At 34.6% G+C, this 20195-nt stretch carries 20 protein-coding genes; 14 read left to right on the top strand and 6 right to left on the bottom strand.

Features of this window, described 5'->3' with window-relative positions:
- The first annotated feature begins 332 nt into the window (after positions 1-332).
- Together BFA01S_RS05525 and BFA01S_RS05530 are read left to right on the top strand one after the other, a co-directional pair.
- Positions 333-3074: a hypothetical protein gene (locus BFA01S_RS05525; protein ID WP_066226719.1), complete on the top strand. Its 2742-nt coding sequence runs from the start codon at positions 333-335 to the stop codon at positions 3072-3074.
- Positions 3075-3209: 135 nt separating this feature from the next.
- The gene (locus tag BFA01S_RS05530) at positions 3210-4571 is read left to right on the top strand and encodes an aspartate kinase (protein WP_066226720.1); all 1362 of its coding nucleotides are present in this window, start codon (positions 3210-3212) and stop codon (positions 4569-4571) included.
- A gap of 15 nt (positions 4572-4586) precedes the next feature.
- On the opposite strand, the gene BFA01S_RS22275 is transcribed toward BFA01S_RS05530, so the two are convergent.
- Entirely contained in the window at positions 4587-4733 is a 147-nt protein-coding gene (locus BFA01S_RS22275) for a hypothetical protein (RefSeq protein WP_156483540.1), read from the bottom strand.
- Positions 4717-4947 carry a hypothetical protein gene (locus tag BFA01S_RS05535; RefSeq protein ID WP_066226722.1) on the bottom strand — a complete coding sequence of 77 codons (231 nt, stop codon included), beginning with the start codon at positions 4945-4947 and terminating at the stop codon, positions 4717-4719. The genes BFA01S_RS22275 and BFA01S_RS05535 overlap by 17 nt, the downstream gene beginning before the upstream one ends.
- Positions 4948-5168: 221 nt before the next feature.
- On the opposite strand from BFA01S_RS05535, the gene BFA01S_RS05540 reads away from it, so the two are divergent.
- The 4 genes from BFA01S_RS05540 to BFA01S_RS05555 are packed head-to-tail and all read left to right on the top strand — an operon-like array spanning position 5169 to position 7254.
- A complete protein-coding gene (locus BFA01S_RS05540) occupies positions 5169-5474 on the top strand; it encodes an antibiotic biosynthesis monooxygenase family protein (protein WP_066226723.1) in 306 nt (101 codons plus the stop codon).
- On the top strand, positions 5471-5839 hold the full coding sequence (locus BFA01S_RS05545) for a hypothetical protein (RefSeq protein ID WP_066226725.1): 369 nt from the start codon (positions 5471-5473) through the stop codon (positions 5837-5839). The genes BFA01S_RS05540 and BFA01S_RS05545 overlap by 4 nt, the downstream gene beginning before the upstream one ends.
- A gap of 1 nt (position 5840) precedes the next feature.
- Positions 5841-6485 (top strand): cobalamin B12-binding domain-containing protein, encoded by a 645-nt coding sequence (locus BFA01S_RS05550; RefSeq protein WP_066226727.1) that lies wholly within the window; start codon positions 5841-5843, stop codon positions 6483-6485.
- The gene (locus tag BFA01S_RS05555; protein WP_066226728.1) at positions 6472-7254 is read left to right on the top strand and encodes an STAS domain-containing protein; all 783 of its coding nucleotides are present in this window, start codon (positions 6472-6474) and stop codon (positions 7252-7254) included. Before BFA01S_RS05550 ends, BFA01S_RS05555 begins: the two co-directional genes overlap by 14 nt.
- 72 nt (positions 7255-7326) lie before the next feature.
- On the opposite strand, the gene BFA01S_RS23575 is transcribed toward BFA01S_RS05555, so the two are convergent.
- Positions 7327-8574: a 3D domain-containing protein gene (locus tag BFA01S_RS23575; RefSeq protein WP_066226730.1), complete on the bottom strand. Its 1248-nt coding sequence runs from the start codon at positions 8572-8574 to the stop codon at positions 7327-7329.
- Positions 8575-8904: 330 nt separating this feature from the next.
- Between BFA01S_RS23575 and BFA01S_RS05565 the strand changes: the two genes are divergently transcribed.
- Together BFA01S_RS05565 and BFA01S_RS05570 are read left to right on the top strand one after the other, a co-directional pair.
- A complete protein-coding gene (locus tag BFA01S_RS05565; protein ID WP_066226731.1) occupies positions 8905-9657 on the top strand; it encodes a MerR family transcriptional regulator in 753 nt (250 codons plus the stop codon).
- Positions 9654-11414 carry an ABC transporter ATP-binding protein gene (locus BFA01S_RS05570; RefSeq protein ID WP_066226733.1) on the top strand — a complete coding sequence of 587 codons (1761 nt, stop codon included), beginning with the start codon at positions 9654-9656 and terminating at the stop codon, positions 11412-11414. The genes BFA01S_RS05565 and BFA01S_RS05570 overlap by 4 nt, the downstream gene beginning before the upstream one ends.
- Before the next feature lie 156 nt (positions 11415-11570).
- On the opposite strand, the gene BFA01S_RS05575 is transcribed toward BFA01S_RS05570, so the two are convergent.
- The 3 genes from BFA01S_RS05575 to BFA01S_RS05585 form a co-directional block, all read right to left on the bottom strand.
- On the bottom strand, positions 11571-12707 hold the full coding sequence (locus BFA01S_RS05575) for a glycerate kinase (RefSeq protein WP_066226735.1): 1137 nt from the start codon (positions 12705-12707) through the stop codon (positions 11571-11573).
- Positions 12708-12803: 96 nt separating this feature from the next.
- On the bottom strand, positions 12804-13463 hold the full coding sequence (locus BFA01S_RS05580; RefSeq protein WP_066226737.1) for a hypothetical protein: 660 nt from the start codon (positions 13461-13463) through the stop codon (positions 12804-12806).
- Positions 13464-13565: 102 nt separating this feature from the next.
- Positions 13566-14987 carry an alkaline phosphatase gene (locus tag BFA01S_RS05585; protein WP_066226739.1) on the bottom strand — a complete coding sequence of 474 codons (1422 nt, stop codon included), beginning with the start codon at positions 14985-14987 and terminating at the stop codon, positions 13566-13568.
- A gap of 176 nt (positions 14988-15163) precedes the next feature.
- Between BFA01S_RS05585 and BFA01S_RS05590 the strand changes: the two genes are divergently transcribed.
- From BFA01S_RS05590 to BFA01S_RS05615, 6 genes are all read left to right on the top strand, one after another.
- The gene (locus tag BFA01S_RS05590) at positions 15164-16363 is read left to right on the top strand and encodes a class I SAM-dependent rRNA methyltransferase (protein ID WP_169800436.1); all 1200 of its coding nucleotides are present in this window, start codon (positions 15164-15166) and stop codon (positions 16361-16363) included.
- Positions 16364-16644: 281 nt separating this feature from the next.
- Positions 16645-16923, top strand: a complete 279-nt coding sequence (locus BFA01S_RS05595; RefSeq protein WP_066226740.1) for a DUF4176 domain-containing protein — start codon at positions 16645-16647, stop codon at positions 16921-16923.
- 16 nt (positions 16924-16939) lie between these two features.
- On the top strand, positions 16940-17575 hold the full coding sequence (locus BFA01S_RS05600; protein WP_066226742.1) for a hypothetical protein: 636 nt from the start codon (positions 16940-16942) through the stop codon (positions 17573-17575).
- Positions 17576-17588: 13 nt separating this feature from the next.
- Positions 17589-17798, top strand: a complete 210-nt coding sequence (locus BFA01S_RS23175; protein WP_066226744.1) for a hypothetical protein — start codon at positions 17589-17591, stop codon at positions 17796-17798.
- Positions 17799-17891: 93 nt separating this feature from the next.
- Positions 17892-19010 (top strand): alpha/beta fold hydrolase, encoded by a 1119-nt coding sequence (locus BFA01S_RS05610; protein ID WP_066226746.1) that lies wholly within the window; start codon positions 17892-17894, stop codon positions 19008-19010.
- Entirely contained in the window at positions 19010-20194 is a 1185-nt protein-coding gene (locus tag BFA01S_RS05615) for a hypothetical protein (protein WP_066226754.1), read from the top strand. Before BFA01S_RS05610 ends, BFA01S_RS05615 begins: the two co-directional genes overlap by 1 nt.
- Position 20195 lies beyond the last annotated feature (1 nt).

The raw sequence follows: 20195 nt of genomic DNA on the forward strand, positions 1-20195 counted from the left end.
TGAATGAATAATTCGATTAGTTCCACTTTTTTAGGAAGGGAAACAGGGCTGGGATAAAGAAAATTGTATTAATGGGAGTTTTATACTACATAGTGTAAAATGAATAGTAAGTACATTTTAACATTCTGCATAGATATTAAAAAATATTTCACAAAATGGGCTAGAAAATAGCAAGAGATGACGAATTATTTAAGTGGAAGCTTTAATGTGCGTTATAGAGAAATGATTTAGTGATAAAAATATTACGTTATGCTTTTGGGAAAAAGGCATATAAATAACTTGGAAGTGCCGCATTTTTGATTGAATAAACATTTTATAAAGTGGAGGAAAAAATGACGGAAGAAAAACAATTAATTAATAAAACATACTTTGAAGCGTTTCTCGAACATAGTGAAGAGCATCCTATTCAAGTGCTCGGCGAGGCATATTTAGCAGAACAGAAAAAAGAAATATATGACTTGTCTTATATACGCTTTGCTCAAGGGGAAGTTTATTTCCATAACAAAGACTATGAAACAGCGATATTTAAATGGGAAAATATAAATAATGAGCTTGAGCCCTGGGCGAAGAAAAATATAGGGGATGCTTATTATGAGCTTGGGCTATTATCAGCAGCAGAAGATGTTTATATATTAATAGATTCGGAAAGCATTATGCTTACAGCTGAGGTAGCATTGAAGCTGTTTTCTCTCTACGTTTTAGATGGAAATATAGAACGAGCGTATGAAATGATTAATAAAGCAATTTCAGTAAATCCTGATTATCCGAATGTCACAACGATAGCAAGGGAGTTCTATGAAGAGCAAAAAGATTTTGACCGTGCGCTCGAGCTTGCCGTCTATGAGGCAATTAGAACAGAGGAACTTAGCTGGTTTAAAGTAATAAAAAATTATATTGAACAAGGTTGCACGAAGACGATTGCACCGAATTATTTCACTAAAACTCTATCTTCCTTATATCGTGTTGATAATTTCGAATTCAAGCAATTAATGAAAGCACTTTGGCATGAATATAAGCAGACATCTTATTTACAATGGATTAAAACAGTAAATGAAGTCTTTTTAAATATTGAAGCAACTTCACATATGTCCTGGGAACCTATCGGTGCTTTATTTAAAGAGACATATTTAGATTTATTAAGTGGGAAATTTCTCGTTAAGGAACTGCATGAAGTCGTTCCTGACCTGCTCGCAAACTGGCTGAAAGTGACACCGGTGTCGCAATCTACATTCGTATCTGCCGCAATATTATCTTGGAATGAAGTATTCCCTTCAACGATTGGTACAGCGGTAAAAGAAGCAGAAAATCGTATTTTTAATTCAGTACCTAATGATACTGGAAGCATTGAATACAGTCTCGACTTATTACATTCGATTGCTACATGGTCCGATTCTAAAAATTTAGAAGTGAGCTATAAGCTAAACTGGTTTATAAGCAGTCTTACTAATCTTGAAATTAATCAATATTTAGTTGCAAGTTCTGTAAAAAGCGGAAAATCATCCTTCATTAATACAATTGTCGGTGAAAATATAGTTAGGGCTGATCAATCTTCTACAATCATTCTTTCACATGATGATCAGTTGGGCAGAAAAGAAATATTGGATGAAGGTGAAAGAGAAGTCCTTAATATATATAACGAGCAGAAACTGATTAATACAGAATCATTCTTTGATGTAAAACTGCCATCTCATTTCTTATATGAAAATAAATGCAGATTCATCGTTACTCCGGATATAGGAAATAGAAATGATGAAAGACAGCAGCTTTTTGATTTCCTGCCGTTAGCGGATGGTTTACTATTCATATTAGATGCAAATGAAGGTTTTACAGAAAAGGAACGTGAATTATTAGCACAGCTTAAAAAGCAGGCAGCTGATATGAAAATTCACTTTATTTTAAATAATATCGATTTATCTGCAGGCGAGGAAGAGCTTGAGCGTGTAATGGAAGAAATAGAAGCTAAAATAAAAGAATTTTCTCCAAGAGCGGAGTTGTTCCCATATCTATCATCCCTTCCAATCAGCCAGCAATTAGATAGTTTATCAGCATTCGTTAATGGTAATTTCCAGTCTGTTCATACGAATAAAGAGGAGACCCGAAATGCGAAAATATTATATTTCGTGCGTCAAACATTAAATTCGCTATTGAAAAAGAAAGTGGAAAATGAAAATAATATGATCGACTCTATCAACTGGAATGAGGATATTTTAGACCGTCTTAATGGATTCTCTAATCATCTGTATGATATGGAAAAAGAGAAGGCAGGGGAAATAAAGAAAGCCTTTCAGCGCATAAAAACAGAAATGCGAACAGCTGCTGAAAGCAGAATACCGCTTATACTCAGGGAATGCGCAGGTCTTATTAACGATAATAGTGATTTTAAAAACATTCATATTGAACTAAATGAAAAAATGAATGAAAAAGTGCAAATTTATTTGGAGGAAGAACTTTTACCAAAATATATGAATGAACTCCAGCAATGGATTAGAACATCAGATGAGACATTACATGACAGTCAAACAAATATAGATGAGATGTGTGTCACGTTTAGCGGGCTATATGAGGAAAAAGAGAAATTGAAACTGGAATGTAATTTTTCTATTATATCTGACTGGACACGTGATATCGAACGGATGGAAAGCAGATCACAAATTGAGAATGAAAATATTTTACTTCGTCACACACCGGCACAAATTCTTTTAAAAGGTGCGGGGAAATTATTTGGAGCTATTTCACAAAATAAATCGATTTTAGCTAATCAGTATAAAAGATATTTAGAAAATGAAAGTTTTGCTGATCCAACTGCTTCGATTATTAATAAATTCTTTTTGCAATTCGATTTATTTGAAAAAGGATTGACACAAGATGTAAATCGCTTCTTTAAAGAGCCTTTTGCAAGCCTAAAGGAAATTATTAATGAAACAGAGATTGAAATAAGCAGAGCACAGGAATATATCGAAACGATGAAATCAAATCCGGAAGTTTATTATGATCCATTAACATTGTTTGAAGTAAGGCTTCTACAGTATGAGTTTATGATAAAAGCAAATAAAGAGATTTCCTATAGTAATTAAGGGGAATATAGGGTAACGTCCACTATAAAAAAACAACTGTTCACCTGAAGAAGAAAACACTTGATTCTTTTTAAAAAAAGGGTGATAATAAACATTAAATTTGCCTGAAAATTAAAATCAATAGGGGTTGTAAAAATGAAAGTCGTAAAATTTGGCGGTTCATCTTTAGCATCAGGTGAACAAGTTGAAAAAGTATATAATATTGTAGTGTCTGACCCAAAAAGAAAAGTTGTTGTCGTTTCTGCTCCAGGTAAACGCCACGGAGATGATATAAAAGTAACTGACTTATTAATTTCATGTGCTGAGGGCTATTTGAAAAATGGTGAAGCACCTGAACTTGTTGCTACTGTTGTTGAAAGATATGCAAGTATTGCAAGAGAGTTAAGCTTATCAAATGAAATCATCGAGAGAATTGAAGCAGATCTTCTTGAATTATTAGCTGGTGATAAAAGCAAGCCGGAGAGATATTTAGATGCAGTAAAAGCGAGCGGAGAAGATAATAATGCGAAGCTTGTTGCTGCGTATTTTAACCATCAAGGTGTCGAAGCTCATTATGTTAATCCGAAAGATGCAGGATTATTAGTAAGTAATGAGCCAGGGAATGCACAAGTATTGCCTGAATCTTATGATAAGTTATATGAACTGCGTAACAGACCGGGTATTGTTATTTTCCCAGGCTTCTTTGGTTATACAAAAGACGGGGAAGTTTTAACATTTTCACGAAGCGGTTCTGATATTACTGGTTCGATTTTAGCTAACGGAATTAAAGCGGAACTTTATGAGAACTTTACAGATGTGGATGCAGTATATTCTGTTAATCCGACAATTGTAGAAGATCCGAAAGAAATCAGCGAGCTAACATATCGTGAAATGCGTGAATTATCATATGCAGGATTTTCAGTGTTCCACGATGAAGCACTTATCCCGGCATTCCGTGCAGGTATCCCTGTAAACATTAAAAATACAAATAATCCGTCTGCTCCAGGTACAAGAATCGTAAATGAACGCGATAATAATAATGGTCCAGTAGTTGGGATTGCAAGTGACGGAGGATTCTGCAGTATTTATGTAAGTAAATACTTAATGAATAGAGAGATTGGTTTTGGAAGAAAGATTTTACAAATTTTAGAAGATGATAATATCACATATGAGCATATTCCATCTGGTATTGATGATGTAACAATTATTTTAAGACAAGGCCAAATGAGTGCTGATGTAGAAGAAAAAATTATTTCTCGCATTAAAGCGGAGCTGAATGCAGATGAAGTAATCGTGGAACATGATCTTGCACTTATTATGGTCGTTGGAGAAGGAATGCGTCATAATGTTGGCACGACTGCAAAGGCAGCTAAGTCATTAGCAGATGCAGGGGTTAATATTGAAATGATTAACCAAGGTTCATCAGAAGTAAGCATGATGTTCGGTGTGAAAGAAGTAGATGAGAAACGAGCTGTAAAAGCATTATATGAAGAGTTTTTTGCTCGTGTAATGGTTTAATAAGGAGAGGATGACTCAAACTGAGTCATCCTTTTTCTGTTTATTAGATATTTTCTTTTTGTCGTTCATTTTTTCTTCTTTGTTCGTTATAAGATTTGAAGAGCGGATTACAGATGCATTTAAATTATTATTCGGTGCTGCTTGTTCATTCCAATCCCCCATGTTTATCACCTCTCATTAACTTTTCGAATTGCTTCAGTTCTTCATCTTGCTTTGGGGTAAAATTAAATGCTTTCTGCCCTTGCTCAAATTCCTTTTTCGTATTGACCTGAACTCCCATTTGAGGGCTGGCTGATGCTGTAGGATCATTTATAATGCTTTCTTTCTCTCCGTCAAAATGAGGTGTTGCTCTACTATGCTGATCTCGATCTGGCATTGTATCATCTCCTTATTCATTAAGATGACTCTATAAGGAGAAACTATTCTACAAAAGAAAGATGAATTTTTCTTTGTATTTAATAAAGGATAGAGACTTATGTCCTAACAATTGGGACTATTGTCATTTTAAACAATTTTGCCTATGTTATAAAAGAACAGACCCATTCATTATGTTATACTTAAATAGTCTAAAAACTCCCAATAATAGGAGGAAAGTCTATGTATACAGTTTTTTCTACCTTTGATGTTCCCGATGAAAAATCGGATGAAGTGATTAACATATATAAGAATCGTTCAAGGTCAGTCGATAATGCTCCAGGGTTTATAGATTTTTTGCTGTTGCAAAATGATAAGCGTTCAGGAGAACTGACTGTGCAGCTGATTTTTGAAACAAAGGAAGATTATTTAAATTGGGTAAGAAGCAAAGATTTTAAAAGAATTCATGATTTAGAGAAAAAATATCCAGATCAGGAACTTGCTGCAGTGATTCCAAAGGTAACGCAATATAAGGTGGTAGCTAAATGAATTATCATCTAATTGTAAATAAAGTGACAGAAATGATTTATGAACGTGAACCTTCGTTGTTAGAGCGGTTTGGTGATAAGGGAAAAGAAAAATGCCGTGAAGATAACCACCATCATATGAAACAGCTTGAATCGGCCTGTGAACTAAATCAGTCTGTTTTTTTCACAGACTATGCGGTTTGGCTTAATGGTATTTTAACAAAGCATGGAATGAAAACAGAGCATTTAATTGATAACTTTAAAATTATTCAACACGTGCTGCTAGAGGCAGAAGATATGGACAAAGAAAAAACTGAAACATATAGACTTTATTTATCAGAAGCAATTGCTGTTCTGGAAGGTGGACAAGTGAAAGGAGCGGTATGAAATGTATGATATTAAACAGCTCGCTTCTTTTCTGTTGGACGGTGATTCTTTAAAAGTATGGGAATATATTCAAAAAAATAAGAGGCTCTCTCTTCATGAAATCTATGAAAATATGATTACGCCGGCAATGCGTTACATCGGATTTTTATGGGAAAATAATGAGATAACAGTTGCTGATGAGCATTTGGCAACAGCTACTTGTGATTTTGTATTATCAAAGCTGGGATATAATGCTGAAAAGATAAAATTGGACCAGAAAGCGATGTTTCTTTGTTTAGAGGGTGAACAACATTACATAGGTTTAAAAATGGTGAATAATTTATTTGAAGAGCATGGATGGGAAACGAAATATTTCGGACCGAATCTGCCACTGGAGTACGCACTGACAGCGGCGCTGGAATGGAAACCGAATGTCATTGGTTTATCAGTCAGCATTGTGTATCATCTGCCTAAGTTAAAAGAATATATAGCCGAATTGGTGAATTTACCTCATAAACCGCAGGTGCTTATTGGCGGACGGTTAGCAGCTAAATATGACCTCGTTCCTTACTGTACGGATAATACGATAATTCTCACTGATTTGCTGTCAACAAAGGAATGGTTAAAAAACTATCATATGGGAGGAAAGCAAAATGCAGCACTTTGATGAACAGCTTCCACTCCCATTTTTAAAAACAGATAGGGACGGTAAAATACTGAGTTATTCAAATCTAGCTTTGGAAAATTTCGATCTTAGCAGTGGACGTTTAAATGATCTTGTTGATGGAGAAAATATTGGAAAACTGATCAGTTACGGCAAGGGTCCTAATTTCATTCCTATTACAATAGAATTGAATATGAAGACAAAGAGAAATCCACTCGCCTTATTTGATGTTCACATTGTTTGGGATCGTAATGACCATGCGAATATGATTTTTTTGCCTAAGGATAGCGCAAATGAGGATTTAATGGAAAAATTGATGGAATTACAGGAACGCCTCGCATCTACAGACTTTGAACTTTTTGAGAAAAAAGAAGAGCTTGAAAAGGCCTTTATCCGTCTAAATCAATTGTCAGGCCCCTTTATCCCACTGTCAGATTCTATGTGCTTAATTCCGCTATTTGGAGATCTTACAGCAGAGAAGATAAATATTATTTCTGAAGGCTGCCTAAAGTCTATATTTGCAGGTGAATACGATGAAATTTTATTCGATTTAACTGCGGTTGGAGAAGTAGAAGGAAAGGGTGTTGAAAAGTTTATACAGCTTATAAAAACATTAAATTTCATGACAGGCAGTATTATAAAATTGATCGGTATTAAACCAGATCTTGCGAAAGTTTTAAATAATTATTCATTTGATGAATGGAGCCAGATTAATAAATCTCTTAAACAAGTATTAAGCATTTATTTAAATGAAAAAACTTCTAATATGTAGATTTCAACAATTGCTATATATAAAAAGACTGTTGAGAAAATTTTTCTCAACAGTCTAAAGAGCGGTAAAGGATCAATTTAAAATAATAACTTTAACTGTTTTACGGCCCCATTGTTTTGCTGCCTGCCCTGAAGGCATTAAAACATCAATCTTATGTCCAACAATCGCCCCGCCAGTATCACCGGCAATCGCTTCACCATAGCCTTCTACCCATACTTTCTTCCCTAATGGAATAACGGATGGATCTACAGCGATTAGCTTCATATTCGGATTCTTCTTAATATTATAGCCTAAGCTTGTAATACCATGTGTCGACTCTTCGTGGCTGTAAGCTGTAGCTGTGACATAAAAACCTTTCTGATCGCCTTTATCAATATTATCATTATCGTTATTTGTATTAGTATTAGCAGCAGTATTACTAGAAGCTGTTTTAGCAGGAGCTTTAGTAGCAGTATTAGTATTATTGCTGATTTTTTCGTTTCGCTTTGCATTTTCATAAGCAAGAGCGGCTCTTTTTTCTTCCTTTTGTTTTGCAATTTGCTCTGCTCTAGCTTTTATTCTTTCCTGCTCACGTTTAATATCGTTTTGAGCTTTATGTATTTGGGATTGAATAGATGCTTTTTCTTTTTCTGCAATTGCAATATCTTGAGAGATTGAATTATATTTTGTTTGAACAGCTGTTAAGGCTGTCTGTCTTTTTTGTAAGTTTTGTTCCAGATTAGCTTGATTGGAAGATAATGATTCCTGATGCTTTTCTAACAATTGTTCTTGTGCATCAATTTCTTTCTTATCATCTTCAATCTTTTTTAAGTCTCTTTGCTGTTCTTCCAGTATATTTTTATCAGCGTTTATAATTGTTGTAACAGCAGTAGCACGCTGAACGAAATCTGTGAAATTATCTGAATTGACAAGTGTTTTGATAACTAAGCTTGTACGGTCATTATGCTGTAAAGAAACAAGGCGCTTTTTCATAATTCCTTCACGAGCCAACACTCTGTCTTGCAGAACGACAATTTCTTCTTTCTTTTTCTCAATCAGCTTATTTGTTTCAGTAATTTTTTGTTCAATGCTGTCTAACTCTTCTTTATTTTTTGTAATATCTATCTCTAGTAATTGTAATTCTTTTTGAACTTTTCCCATTTCATTACTTACAGACTGTTTTTCAGCCTCTTTTTGTTTTACAATATTGGCATTTTGCTGCAGTTTTGTTTCAGCTTTCTTTAATCTTTCTTCATTTGTTTCAGCATTTACTGCCACTGCTGTTGAAAGAAATAATACAAATACAAGCAATGTGGCAATCATTCGCTTAAAAGAACGCATATCAAAACTCCCTTCTCCTATACTGTTATAACATAAGAACGACAACGTTTAGATTACAATTCTATTAAATTAGTAATACAAATCAATAAAAAAGGTCGAAAACTATTGACTAATTGGATTTTAATGATCTTTTATAGAGGTTATTTTGGGTAAAAATGTATAAATAACAACTATAATATTCCAAATTTTAAAGATTTAAATAAAGATTAGTAGGGGAGGCTAACCAAGACTATATTATTGGGCTGTTAGATTTTTAAAATCAAAAAGCTGATTTTGCTTGCTTTTAACGTAACGTTAAATAGTAAGATGAAGACGAGGGAGGAGATGTTATTGAAAAAAGATTATTATTCCATCGGTGATTTTTCTAAGCTTACTAAAATAACTCAGAGGACACTCAGGTATTATGATGAGAAAAATCTATTAAAGCCAAGTTATGTAAGCGAATCGGGCAGAAGGTATTACACGGAAGAAGATATGATTCCGCTTCAGCAGATTATTGCTTTTAAATATTTAGGGTTCAATTTAGAAGAAATATATTCCTTACTGAATCAATCTAATAAAACAATGAAAGGTTCATTAGAATTTCAAAAGAAGTTATTAATTGAGAAGCAAGAGCATCTATCCAGAATGATAAAGGCAACAGAACATGCGATTGATGTGCTGGAAGAAGAAAAAATAATTAATACAGAGGTTTTGGCATTTTTAATTCACAGTATAAAGAATGAGCAGGAACATTTAGATTGGGTCGGTCAATATTTGCCGGATAAAATAAGTAATCATATTTTTAAGCTGTATGAAGAAAAGGAAAGTGAAATCAATCGGAAAACAACAATTCTTTTTCAAAAATTAAAGGGGAAAATAAACGAACATCATTATAGAGATGATGTCGTACAGCAGCTGATCGCGGAAATGCTCCAGCTGCTAAAGGAAGTACTAGGGGAGGAAGTCAATATGGATCTGCTTTCTTCTTTGAATATTGAAGACGACAGTGCTATATTTTATTCTCCTTTTACAAAAGAGGAAGAGGAGATGATTGGGAAAGCATTTGAATATTATTTTGATAAGAAAGGTGAAAATATATGAAAAGTGAAAACGGCAGCTCTAATTGGACTGGGTTTCTATCTCTTATTAAACTTGGAAAACCTTCTACTTTATTAATTATCATTGCTATTGCCTTGAGTCTGTTTGAGACGATTGCAGGTCTTCTCATTCCGCTGTTTACAAGAGATATCGTTGATCAAATCTCTTCTGCGGGGATTGAACTGAGCATTATTTTTCTTTTACTCGGTGTTTTTATTATACAAACTGTCTCGGGCGGATTTTCTTATTATTTAATGACAAGAATAGGAGAAACATTTGTAGCGAATATTCGTGAACGATTGTGGAGTAAAGTGTTGCATCTTCCAATCCCTTATTTTGATAAACATCAGTCAGGAGAAACGATGAGCCGTGTTACTCAAGACACGAATACAATTAAAACACTCGTAACAAATCATCTTGTCACATTTCTTTCGGGAATTATTTCAATCATCGGCTCTATTATATTATTAATTGTTATTGATTGGAAAATGACGATTATTATGTTTATTGCCATTCCAGTTGCAATGATTATTCTTATTCCTTTAGGAAAGAAAATACATACCATTTCTAAGCTTACTCAGGATGAGATGGCAAATTTCAGCGGTGATCTTGGCAGAGTGCTTACTGATATTAGGCTTGTAAAATCTTATAACGGCCAAACAGCTGAATTAGCTAAAGGGAAAAGAGGAATTAAACAATTATTTCAGTTTGGATTGAGAGAAGCGAAAATTCAAGCGATCGTTTCTCCATCAATGACGACGGTCATGATGGTAATTTTAGTTGTTCTTATCGGCTATGGAGGTGCAAGAGTTGCTGCGAACGATCTTTCAGCAGGCTCCTTAGTAGCAATTATTATTTATATGTTTCAAATTATCGTTCCTTTCAGCCAATTAGCAATGTTTTTCACTGCTTTTCAGAAGGCAATGGGAGCAACAGAAAGAATTCAAGAATTACTTATGCTAGCTGAGGAGAAGGATAGCGGTTCGGTAAAAGGAAATTACAGTGAGTCTTTCTCTTTTGAAAATATTACATTTCAATATGGGGAAAACCGAATCATTTTGAAAAATATTAGCTTCCATGCAAAAGCGGGTCAGACAGTTGCTTTTGTCGGACCGAGTGGAAGTGGTAAAACGACTATCTTTTCCTTAATTGAACGATTTTATGAGCCAGCAGAAGGGAAAATTAAATTAGGGGACAACAATATTATAGATATTCCGCTTCATGACTGGCGTGGGAATATTGGCTATGTCTCACAGGAAAGTCCGATTATGTCAGGGACAATAAAAGATAATATTTGTTACGGGATCGAACGTGAGGTAACGGATGAAGAAATTGTAAGAGCGGCAGATTTAGCCAATGCGACGAAATTTATTGAGCAATTACCGGATACATTCGAGACAGAGGTTGGAGAAAGAGGTGTGAAACTATCAGGCGGTCAAAGGCAGAGAATTGCAGTTGCTAGAGCCTTAATCCGCAATCCGAAAATTTTATTGCTGGATGAGGCAACATCCAACCTCGACAGTGAATCAGAGGCGCTCGTTCAGGACGCTCTCAAAAATCTTATGACAGGCAGAACGACATTTATTATCGCGCACCGTCTTTCAACCGTTATTGATGCTGATTTAATTATTGTTATTGAAAATGGAGAAGTTACCGGCCAAGGTACACATATGGAGCTGATGGAAAGGCATGAACTTTATCAGAAGCTTGTGACGCAGCAGATGAAGGGAGATATGGTGTCGGGGAAAAGCCTACTATAAATAGGAGAAAAAGCGTGTTCTGATATAGCATTAGATCAAAACACGCTTTTCTAATAGGTAGCTGGTGATAATTCGCCAATATAATGGAAAGATCGCTGATATAACCGAGAAATCGCTGATATAATCAGAATTTCGCTGATATATTTCTATTTCTGGTCACATACTGAACTGCTTCAAAAACGCTGCAACATTTTCAGCAGTAAGCACTGTATATTCATATGCGTTTTCTAAAGCATTTTCTAATGAAACAGCACTGGGGACGATACTGAATAATGCGTCTATTCCATATTCCCGCACAATACTGCTGTCAGTTGAGATGGAGCCGGCTATCGCGATTACAGGAAGATTGTACTTTTTGGCAGTTTTAGCAACTCCGATTGGTGTTTTACCATGAATAGTCTGGCTGTCTATTCTGCCCTCGCCGGTAATGACAAGTGCTGCTTCAGTCAAATATTTCTCGAATTGAACAGCTTTTAAGACGATTTCAACACCTCTTGTTAACTGGGCGTTAAAGATGGCTATTAAACCAAAACCGAGTCCGCCCGCTGCACCGGCGCCTGGTATGTCCCGAAAATTTTTATGTAAGGAAGCTTCAATAATATTCGCATAGTGAGCTAAATTTTGGTCCAGAATATTCACTATTTCACGTGTTGCTCCTTTTTGCGGTCCAAAAACGGCGGCAGCCCCCTTATTGCCAGTGAGCGGGTTATCAACATCACAGGCAACTTCAATGGTTACTTTTTTCAGTCGTTCATCGATCATCGAAAAATCTACACTTGCAAGTTGCTGCAATTGTTCTCCGCCAAAGCCGATTTGCTCTCCGTTCTTATTAAGAAGCTTTCCGCCAAGTGCCTGAATCATACCGGCACCGCCGTCGTTTGTTGCACTTCCACCAATTCCGATAATAATATGCTCTATTTCATAATCAAGAGCAGCTAAAATTAATTCGCCGGTTCCAAAAGTAGTCGTAATGAGTGGGTTTCGTTTTTCTAAAGGAACATGATGCAATCCAGATGCAGCAGCCATTTCAATAACTGCTGTTTTTTTATCACCTAATAGTCCGAAAAATGCGGAAACCGATGTTCCGAGGGGACCGGTTACAGTTTTCTCAATTATTTGTCCATCTGTGGCGTCAACTAATGATTGAACTGTGCCTTCTCCGCCATCAGCCATTGGGATTTTTACATATATGGCTTTCGGAAAAATCTTTTTAAACCCTTCTTCTATTGCATTTGCTGCATCTAAAGCTGTTAAACTTTCTTTAAAAGAATCAGGTGCAATAATGATTTTCATATATACGTATCTCCAGTCGCGAATTTTAATATAACGATACAATGGCCACTATTTAAATACAAGAAAAAGCAGTTTAACAGCTGCTTTTTCTTGTATTTAAAACGAAATATTGATCATCTCTGCACTATCCAATTTTTGATCATCTTTATTAAAGACATCACTTGTTGTAATCTCTATAGAATTAATATTTGCTTTTTCAATAATAAAGCCTAGATTTCCTGATTTCGCACTGTTTGCTTCAATTTCACCATTTAATTCTTCAAGATAAATATCATCTTCCCATGTTTTTAATTCATTTGCACTCGTATTTAGTGTGGCTACTGGGGCAAATTTTATTGTTTCATTCGATGTGTTTTTTATTTCTACAAATAGTTTTACGAAAGTGAATTCCTCATCATGTGTATATGTATGGTAAAAATCGATAAGACTGTGAGCTGGTCTAAAATCAAGTATTTTTGCTTCTCTGATCGTTAATTCAATTGCTCCTATTTTTTTCGTTTGATTTTTAGCTGTAATCGCTTTTAATGTCGCTTCCCCTTTTTCATCATGGAAGGTTTGACCAGTATTTTGGATGTTTTGATCATTAATTACTTGGGGATTAGGAACATAGTTTTTATAATACTCAGGAGTGTTATTAGCGGTTTCTATCTTTTCTTCCTGTTTATTGTTAGCGGCGGCTTCTTTCTCTGCAGCATTGTTTGAGCAGCCAATTAATAAGAAAAGGGATAAAATAAAAAGAAATATTGATTGTTTCATCGTAATCCTCCATCCATCTAATTAAAAGAGGGCTATCTCCTAAGGAACTGACCTAAGTTAGAACGGTCTGCCACCTTGCTTGAGATAGCCTTCTATTGTTTATTATTTTTTCTCTTTCTTCTCTTCTACTACAATATCTTTATCTTTAATATCGATTTTATAGTTTAATAGGTCAAAGATAATTTTTGCGTGGTCTGTATTATCAACTTGTCCAGCGAATTTATCTTTTTGAGGTCCGAATGCATAGACTGGTACATCTTCACCAGTATGTCCGCCAGTTGTCCAGCCAGTATGTGAACGCTCATCAAAGATTTTCTCAATCGCATTGTCGATATCAGTAAGTTTTTTCTTTTCTGCAGCATCTTTCACAGATTGAATTTCTTTTTCAGTCAGTTCAAGATCAATATATCTTTTTAGAGTTTTTTCAATGTCAGCGCCATTTACAATTTGTTCAGCCATAAAATCCGGTGTCTTTTTAGCTGCTTTGATTGGTTCACCAAACCAGTTATAAATTCCATTTGCTCCAATTGAGAATCCGCCTGTAGAGTGGTCAGCTGTCGCAACAACTAATGTATGCTTGTCCTTTTTAGCAAATTCAATCGCCGCATTGAAAGCTTTCTCGAAATCTTCCATTTCACTCATTGCGCCAACGATATCATTATCATGGCCAGCCCAGTCGACTTGACTTCCTTCTACCATTAAGAAAAAGCCGTTTTTATTTTCTTGCAAACGGTCGATCGCCGCTTTTGTCATATCCTCTAATGAAGGTGTCTGCTCTTCACGGTCAATCATTTTAGGAAGACCGCCATCAGCAAATAGACCAAGAACTTGTTCATTCTTATTCTTTTTTAATTCATCAAGAGTTGTAACATAGTTATAGCCGTCTTTTTTAAACGCGTCTACAAGATTGCGGTCCTTACGTACGAAAAGATCTTTACCGCCGCCCAAGAGGACATCTACTTTATGCTTGCCATTAATCAGCTCATCATAATAATCATCAGCAATAGCATTCATATTTTTACGGCTAATATCATGTGAACCGAATGATGCAGGCGTTGCATGTGTAATTTCAGATGTTGCGACGAGTCCAGTTGATTTACCTTTTTCTTTTGCTGCCTCTAAAACAGTCTTTACTTCAGACTCATCGTTATCAACAGCGATTGCGTTATTATATGTTTTAATACCAGCTGACATAGCTGTTGCAGCAGAAGCTGAATCTGTTACATTTTGATGAGGATCTTCAGGATAAGTCATTTGCTGACCTACTAAATAAGGATCGAAGCCAGTTTGATCTACAAATTTTGTCTTAGGATCATCTTTGAAATAGCGGTATGCAGATGTATAAGATACACCCATTCCATCCCCGATAAGGAAAATAACATTTTTCACTTCAGCATTATTTTCCTGCTTAGCTTCCTTTTCTTTAGCCTGAGCAGTTGAAAAGTTTCCGGCAAAACTAGAAAGAACAGCTGTAGAAACAACGGCAAAAGGCAATAGTTTCTTTTTTAATTTTTTATTAAACATTCTTTCTCCTCCTTAATTATTCTGTATATTAATGATAGTTTAGTAGTTTTAAGCTTGTATTAAGCTATAGTTAATATAGTGTAAACGTGAATTTACATTGTTTCTTCTATTTGAGAAATTTTCGTTTTCTTTTCTTTTGAGTTAAGATGGAAAGTAAATTGATTGTATGAGGTGTTATCGTGAAAGAAACGATTATAAAAATAAAAGCAAAGTATGTAAATAAGATGAGAAGCGGAAATCCTATTGTTTTAAAAGAAGCGGTTATGAATGTAAATGATCTTCAAAAGGAAGGGGCTATTATTAAACTTGTCGATGAGAAAAATCAATTTATCGGTAAGGGGTATTATGGAAGACAAAATAAAGGCGTCGGCTGGATTTTAACATATAAAGAAGCAGAGACAATAGATAAACAATTTTTTAAGGGAAAAATAGATGCTGCTGTAAAGAAAAGAGAACATTTTTATAAGAGCGAAGAAACGACCGCATTCCGTGTTTTTAATGGGGAAGGTGATGGAATCGGCGGTTTAACGATTGAATATTTTAACGGCTATTATGTAATTAACTGGTACAGTGAAGGGATTTACGAGTTTAAAGAATATGTTATAGAAGCAATTACCGAAAGCATGAATTTCAAAGGAGTTTATCAGAAAAAAAGATTCGCTGCAGACGGAAAATATATGGAAGAAGATGATTTCGTTGCAGGAGAAAGAGGAGAATTTCCGCTCATTGTAAAAGAAAATGGTGTGAATTTCGCGATTTATTTAAATGATGGAGCGATGGTTGGTGTGTTTTTAGACCAGCGTGACGTAAGGAAAACGATCCGCGATAAATATGCAAAAGGGAAGACAGTATTAAATACTTTTTCATATACAGGTGCTTTTTCTGTTTTTGCTGCAGCAGGTGGTGCTGCAAAAACGACGAGTGTAGACCTTGCGAACCGAAGTAAAAGCAAAACGATTGAACAATTCAGTGTAAATGGGATCGACCATGAGGTACAGAATATTATTGTAGAGGATGTATTTAACTATTTTAAATATGCAGTAAGAAAAGAATTGAAATTTGATCTCGTTATTCTCGATCCTCCGAGCTTTGCAAGATCAAAGAAGATGACATTCAGTGCTGCAAAAGATTATCCGAAATTATTAAAAGAAGCAATTGCTATTACAGAAGATAATGGTGTAGTTGTCGCTTCCACAAATTCCGCTGCATTTGATATGAAGAAATTCAAAAGCTTTATCCGTGTTGCTTTTCAGGAAATGAATGAAAGCTATAAAATAATAGAAGAGTTTTCCTTACCAGAAGATTTCCGCACGTTAAAAGAGTTCGAGGAAGGAAATTATTTAAAGGTATTGTTTATTAAGAAAACAGGGAAATGAAAATATTAATAATTTGAGTCATCAGGACATCTTTCCAGAGTTTACTTTACTCTCCGGGAAAGATGTTTTTTTGTTAAAAAGACCTCATTTTTTAAAAACACATCTTTTTACCTCCATATAATTTAATTCATAAATCCCAGTAATGATATTGTCGAATTCGATTTGATACATAACACCTATTTAACCCAAATCTTTATATAAAGTATGATGGTGATGGAATTATTTTGTAAATATTATGGGATTATGTCTGATTTTCAATTTTAATGTCGAGGAGAGATACTATGCTGTTTTCAAAAAACTATCTTCCAGTTGGAAGTGTCGTCGGTTTAAAAAATGATTCAAGAAGATTATTAGTTGTCGGCCGTCAATTATATTCAGAAACAAATCATGTTATTAGAGATTATGCAGCAGTGAATTATCCGAATGGATTTACCGATGCGAAAGAGCCTTTCATTCTATTTAACAATGAAGATATTGAACTCGTTTATCACTATGGATATATCGATGAGAAGGAAATGCAATTGGACGAACTGCTGACAGAAGCGGAAAAGAAAGAATAAACAGGAGGAAAAAATGATGGGAACGATCCGTTTTAATAAAAATTTACCTTCACAAACAAATAGTACAATAGGACATTTAGAAGAAAATTTAAGTGCCTTATTCGAAAGCTTAGTTATTTTTGAAGAAGAGCTGAGTAAGCATACAGGAAAAGCAGCAGCTGCTCTTCATGAAAAAATGAAAGACAATATGGAATTTTTCAGCAAGGCAGGAAGCGGTCTATTATATTTTGCTAACACTGTTCTAAACTTTGTGAAAGCGGTAGAGGCCGCAGACGAATCAACTAGCGGACCTGGTGAAGGAAGAAGCAGGGCAGAATTTAAATATACCTTTTCAGAAAACAGAGTCGAAGGTGAAATTAAGCTGACAGCAAAATCATTGGAAAATGCTACTAAAAACTTTGGAAATACAATTAATGCTTTGGAAGATTTACTCACAAAGTTCAATGAACTGCTCGATAATGTCATTTTCGATACAGAATTCCCTTGGGAAGACGTTGATTCTGTCTGGAATGATGGAAAAAATCAAATAAAAAATATTATTGCCCATGCTGAAGAACGTCTGAAAGATTTAACAGCAAGCTCAGAAACGTTAGTTACAGAGCTCGAGCGTGTGGATAATTTGATTTCAGTACAAATGCAGAGAGTGAAATAAGGAGGAGCTTTACTTGAGTTATTATGAAGGATGCCCAGAACTTGATGCCGTTTTAAATAAACATAAAGCAAGTGCCAACAGCATGTTAAGCACTGCTCAATCCCAACTTCTGTGTGATACTTTTTCTAAAGTCTTAGCTTATCTTTTCAGCACTAATGAATCTGCTGAGGGAGATGTGCTTAATTTAAATGTAGAAAAGGTAAAAACGAAAATCAGTAAATGAAAAAAGGACATAGATGATTGCTTAGAAAGCTTTAAAGAGTCACTACAGGGAAAAGACGAATTAACTGATGAGGATCGATATAAACAGAGATTGATGGAAGAGAATGTAAAAGAGATTAAGAAAATATACGATAAATTAAGAGAAGAAATGGATGGAGTAGAACTGGACTTCCAAAATGCTGTTCGTACATATCGTTCCCCGATCCGTCAAGCTTTGAATGATATTAGTATGCTTTATGATTCTGAGAATAATGTAAAAGGGGATTTTTCTGGGTTTGAGAATGTGTCGGTGTATGTGCATGGGATTGAGGATAGAGGTAAAGGTTTTAAAGATAGTGTACGAAAAATAGCAGAGGAGGGAGACCTTATTATTCATATAATGGATGATTCTGAGGAGTATCAATATGTAGATGTGAAAACAAAAGAGATTAAAGTGTATAACAATTTGAGTGAACTGCAGAAGGAAACTTCTTTAGAAGATATAAAAGGTCGTCTCCATATTATTTATGATACAGAAAATAGAAATGAGCATCGGCAAGAAACAAGTGATGATTTAGCCCAAAGGTTAAATAAAATGGGATTAATGAATGATAGAACTCAAATTGATATGTTCGCTCACAGCTATGGAGGGCGCAGATCATTACAATTTGCAATTGATTATCCAGATAATGTTCGAAGTATTACAACAATTGGAACTCCGTATGAGACAAACACGCTAGCTCAGGGTGCTAATAACATTCGATGGTTTGCAGAAAAGTTTGTAAAAAAAGACCCTAAAGATGACAGCGGTCATTTAGATTTTAATAAGAAGAACCGAAATGATATAAAAGGAATGGAATATAGTAATGCTTATACTGATATGTCCAATGAGCCGTTATCAGAAGATATTCATAAACTGAAGGCAGCTAATCCAGAAGTATATGAAAAACTGCAAAAGATGGAGATTACAGCTGCAGCAGGATACAGAAAAGTAGATTATTATGATCCATTTACCGGTGAGAAAACGGAAATGAAGACACATAGTGATGATACAGTTTCAGTAAAAAGTCAGAACGCTGAAATATTAGGAAACTTGATAGATAAACGACCTAGGATTGAAGTTAAAGGACGTGGCTTGACTGACCCTGGTCATGTTTATGAAGTGAAGGATAAAGAATTCGTTGAGCTAATGAAAGAAGTTAATAAACAACAGAAGAATAGGAGTATAAGATAATGAAAATAAGATTATTAGTATCGAGCCTCATTCTCCTAATATTGTTTATTCTACAAGGGTGTGAAACAGATAGTATGTTTAGACAAGGAAAAAAAACAACTTATATACATCACTTTCCAGAAAAACACAGCCCTGCGTTAACAGAGTTTATAAATGACTATATTTTAGTAAGTCTATTAAAAGAAATGTCTAAAGAAAATAATAGATTTATATTTGCAAGGGAAAACAGGAATGAAGAGGACAAGAACATATTGTACTATGACTATACAGAAGAACAGGTGGAAAATTATTATGAACCAATACTGAATGCAGATGAACAGTCTTATAAAATTTTAAAAGGCTTAGGATCGACGGATAAAGTGGAAAAGGAACTACTTAAACCAATAAAAGATCCACTTATTTATTCTCTTCCGATATTCATAATGGAAGGAAATAACCAATTAAGAATAAAGACAACATTAAATGAAACAGTTCTAAACCTTCCAATATTAATGAAAGAGTATGGCATGAAGGAAACAGACAGAATTGTATTTGACTTATTAGAAAGCAATAAGAATCATTTTATCTTAGAAATCGCAGATTATGATGTGAAAAATTCTACAGGAAAACCCTTATTTTTAACTCTTTTTGTGAAAAAGGATTTCTCAGAAATAGTGATTAGTGAATGGTTTGATGAAGCTATTCAAAAAAAGTTAGACAAAGGTGACTTAGATTCTTTTCTAGGAGACTTTAGAAAGGTCGGGGAATCAGGAAGGTATGCTTTTCTATATGGTAGAACTATTGTTGATACAAAAACAAAAAAGATTGTGAAAATTAACGAAGAAGATTACTTAAGTAATGATGGGAAATATGTCTATATTAACGGAGGAAAAGATGATTTACCAGATGGTGTTCAAAAAATTCAGATGATTGATAACTATATGGCTGGGAATAAAGTGTATGAAATAGAATATCAGCTTGATTATAAGGAAATTGCAAAAGAATTAAATTTTGTCACAAGTGGTATTGGCCTAGCAGATATTAATTATTTTAGTGAAAATTATGTAATTTTAGGTCTTACTTATAATGGGAAAATGGTAGGAGAAGCAGGATTTACAAACGTGATTATCGATTTTCAAAAGAATAAGGAGGATCCAGTTTTTTATCTTAATGATTTACACCTGTCAGGTATTCAAATAAAGTAAT

The sequence above is a fragment of the Metabacillus fastidiosus NBRC 101226 genome (genome assembly GCF_001591625.1).
GTDB classification, from domain to species: domain Bacteria; phylum Bacillota; class Bacilli; order Bacillales; family Bacillaceae; genus Metabacillus; species Metabacillus fastidiosus.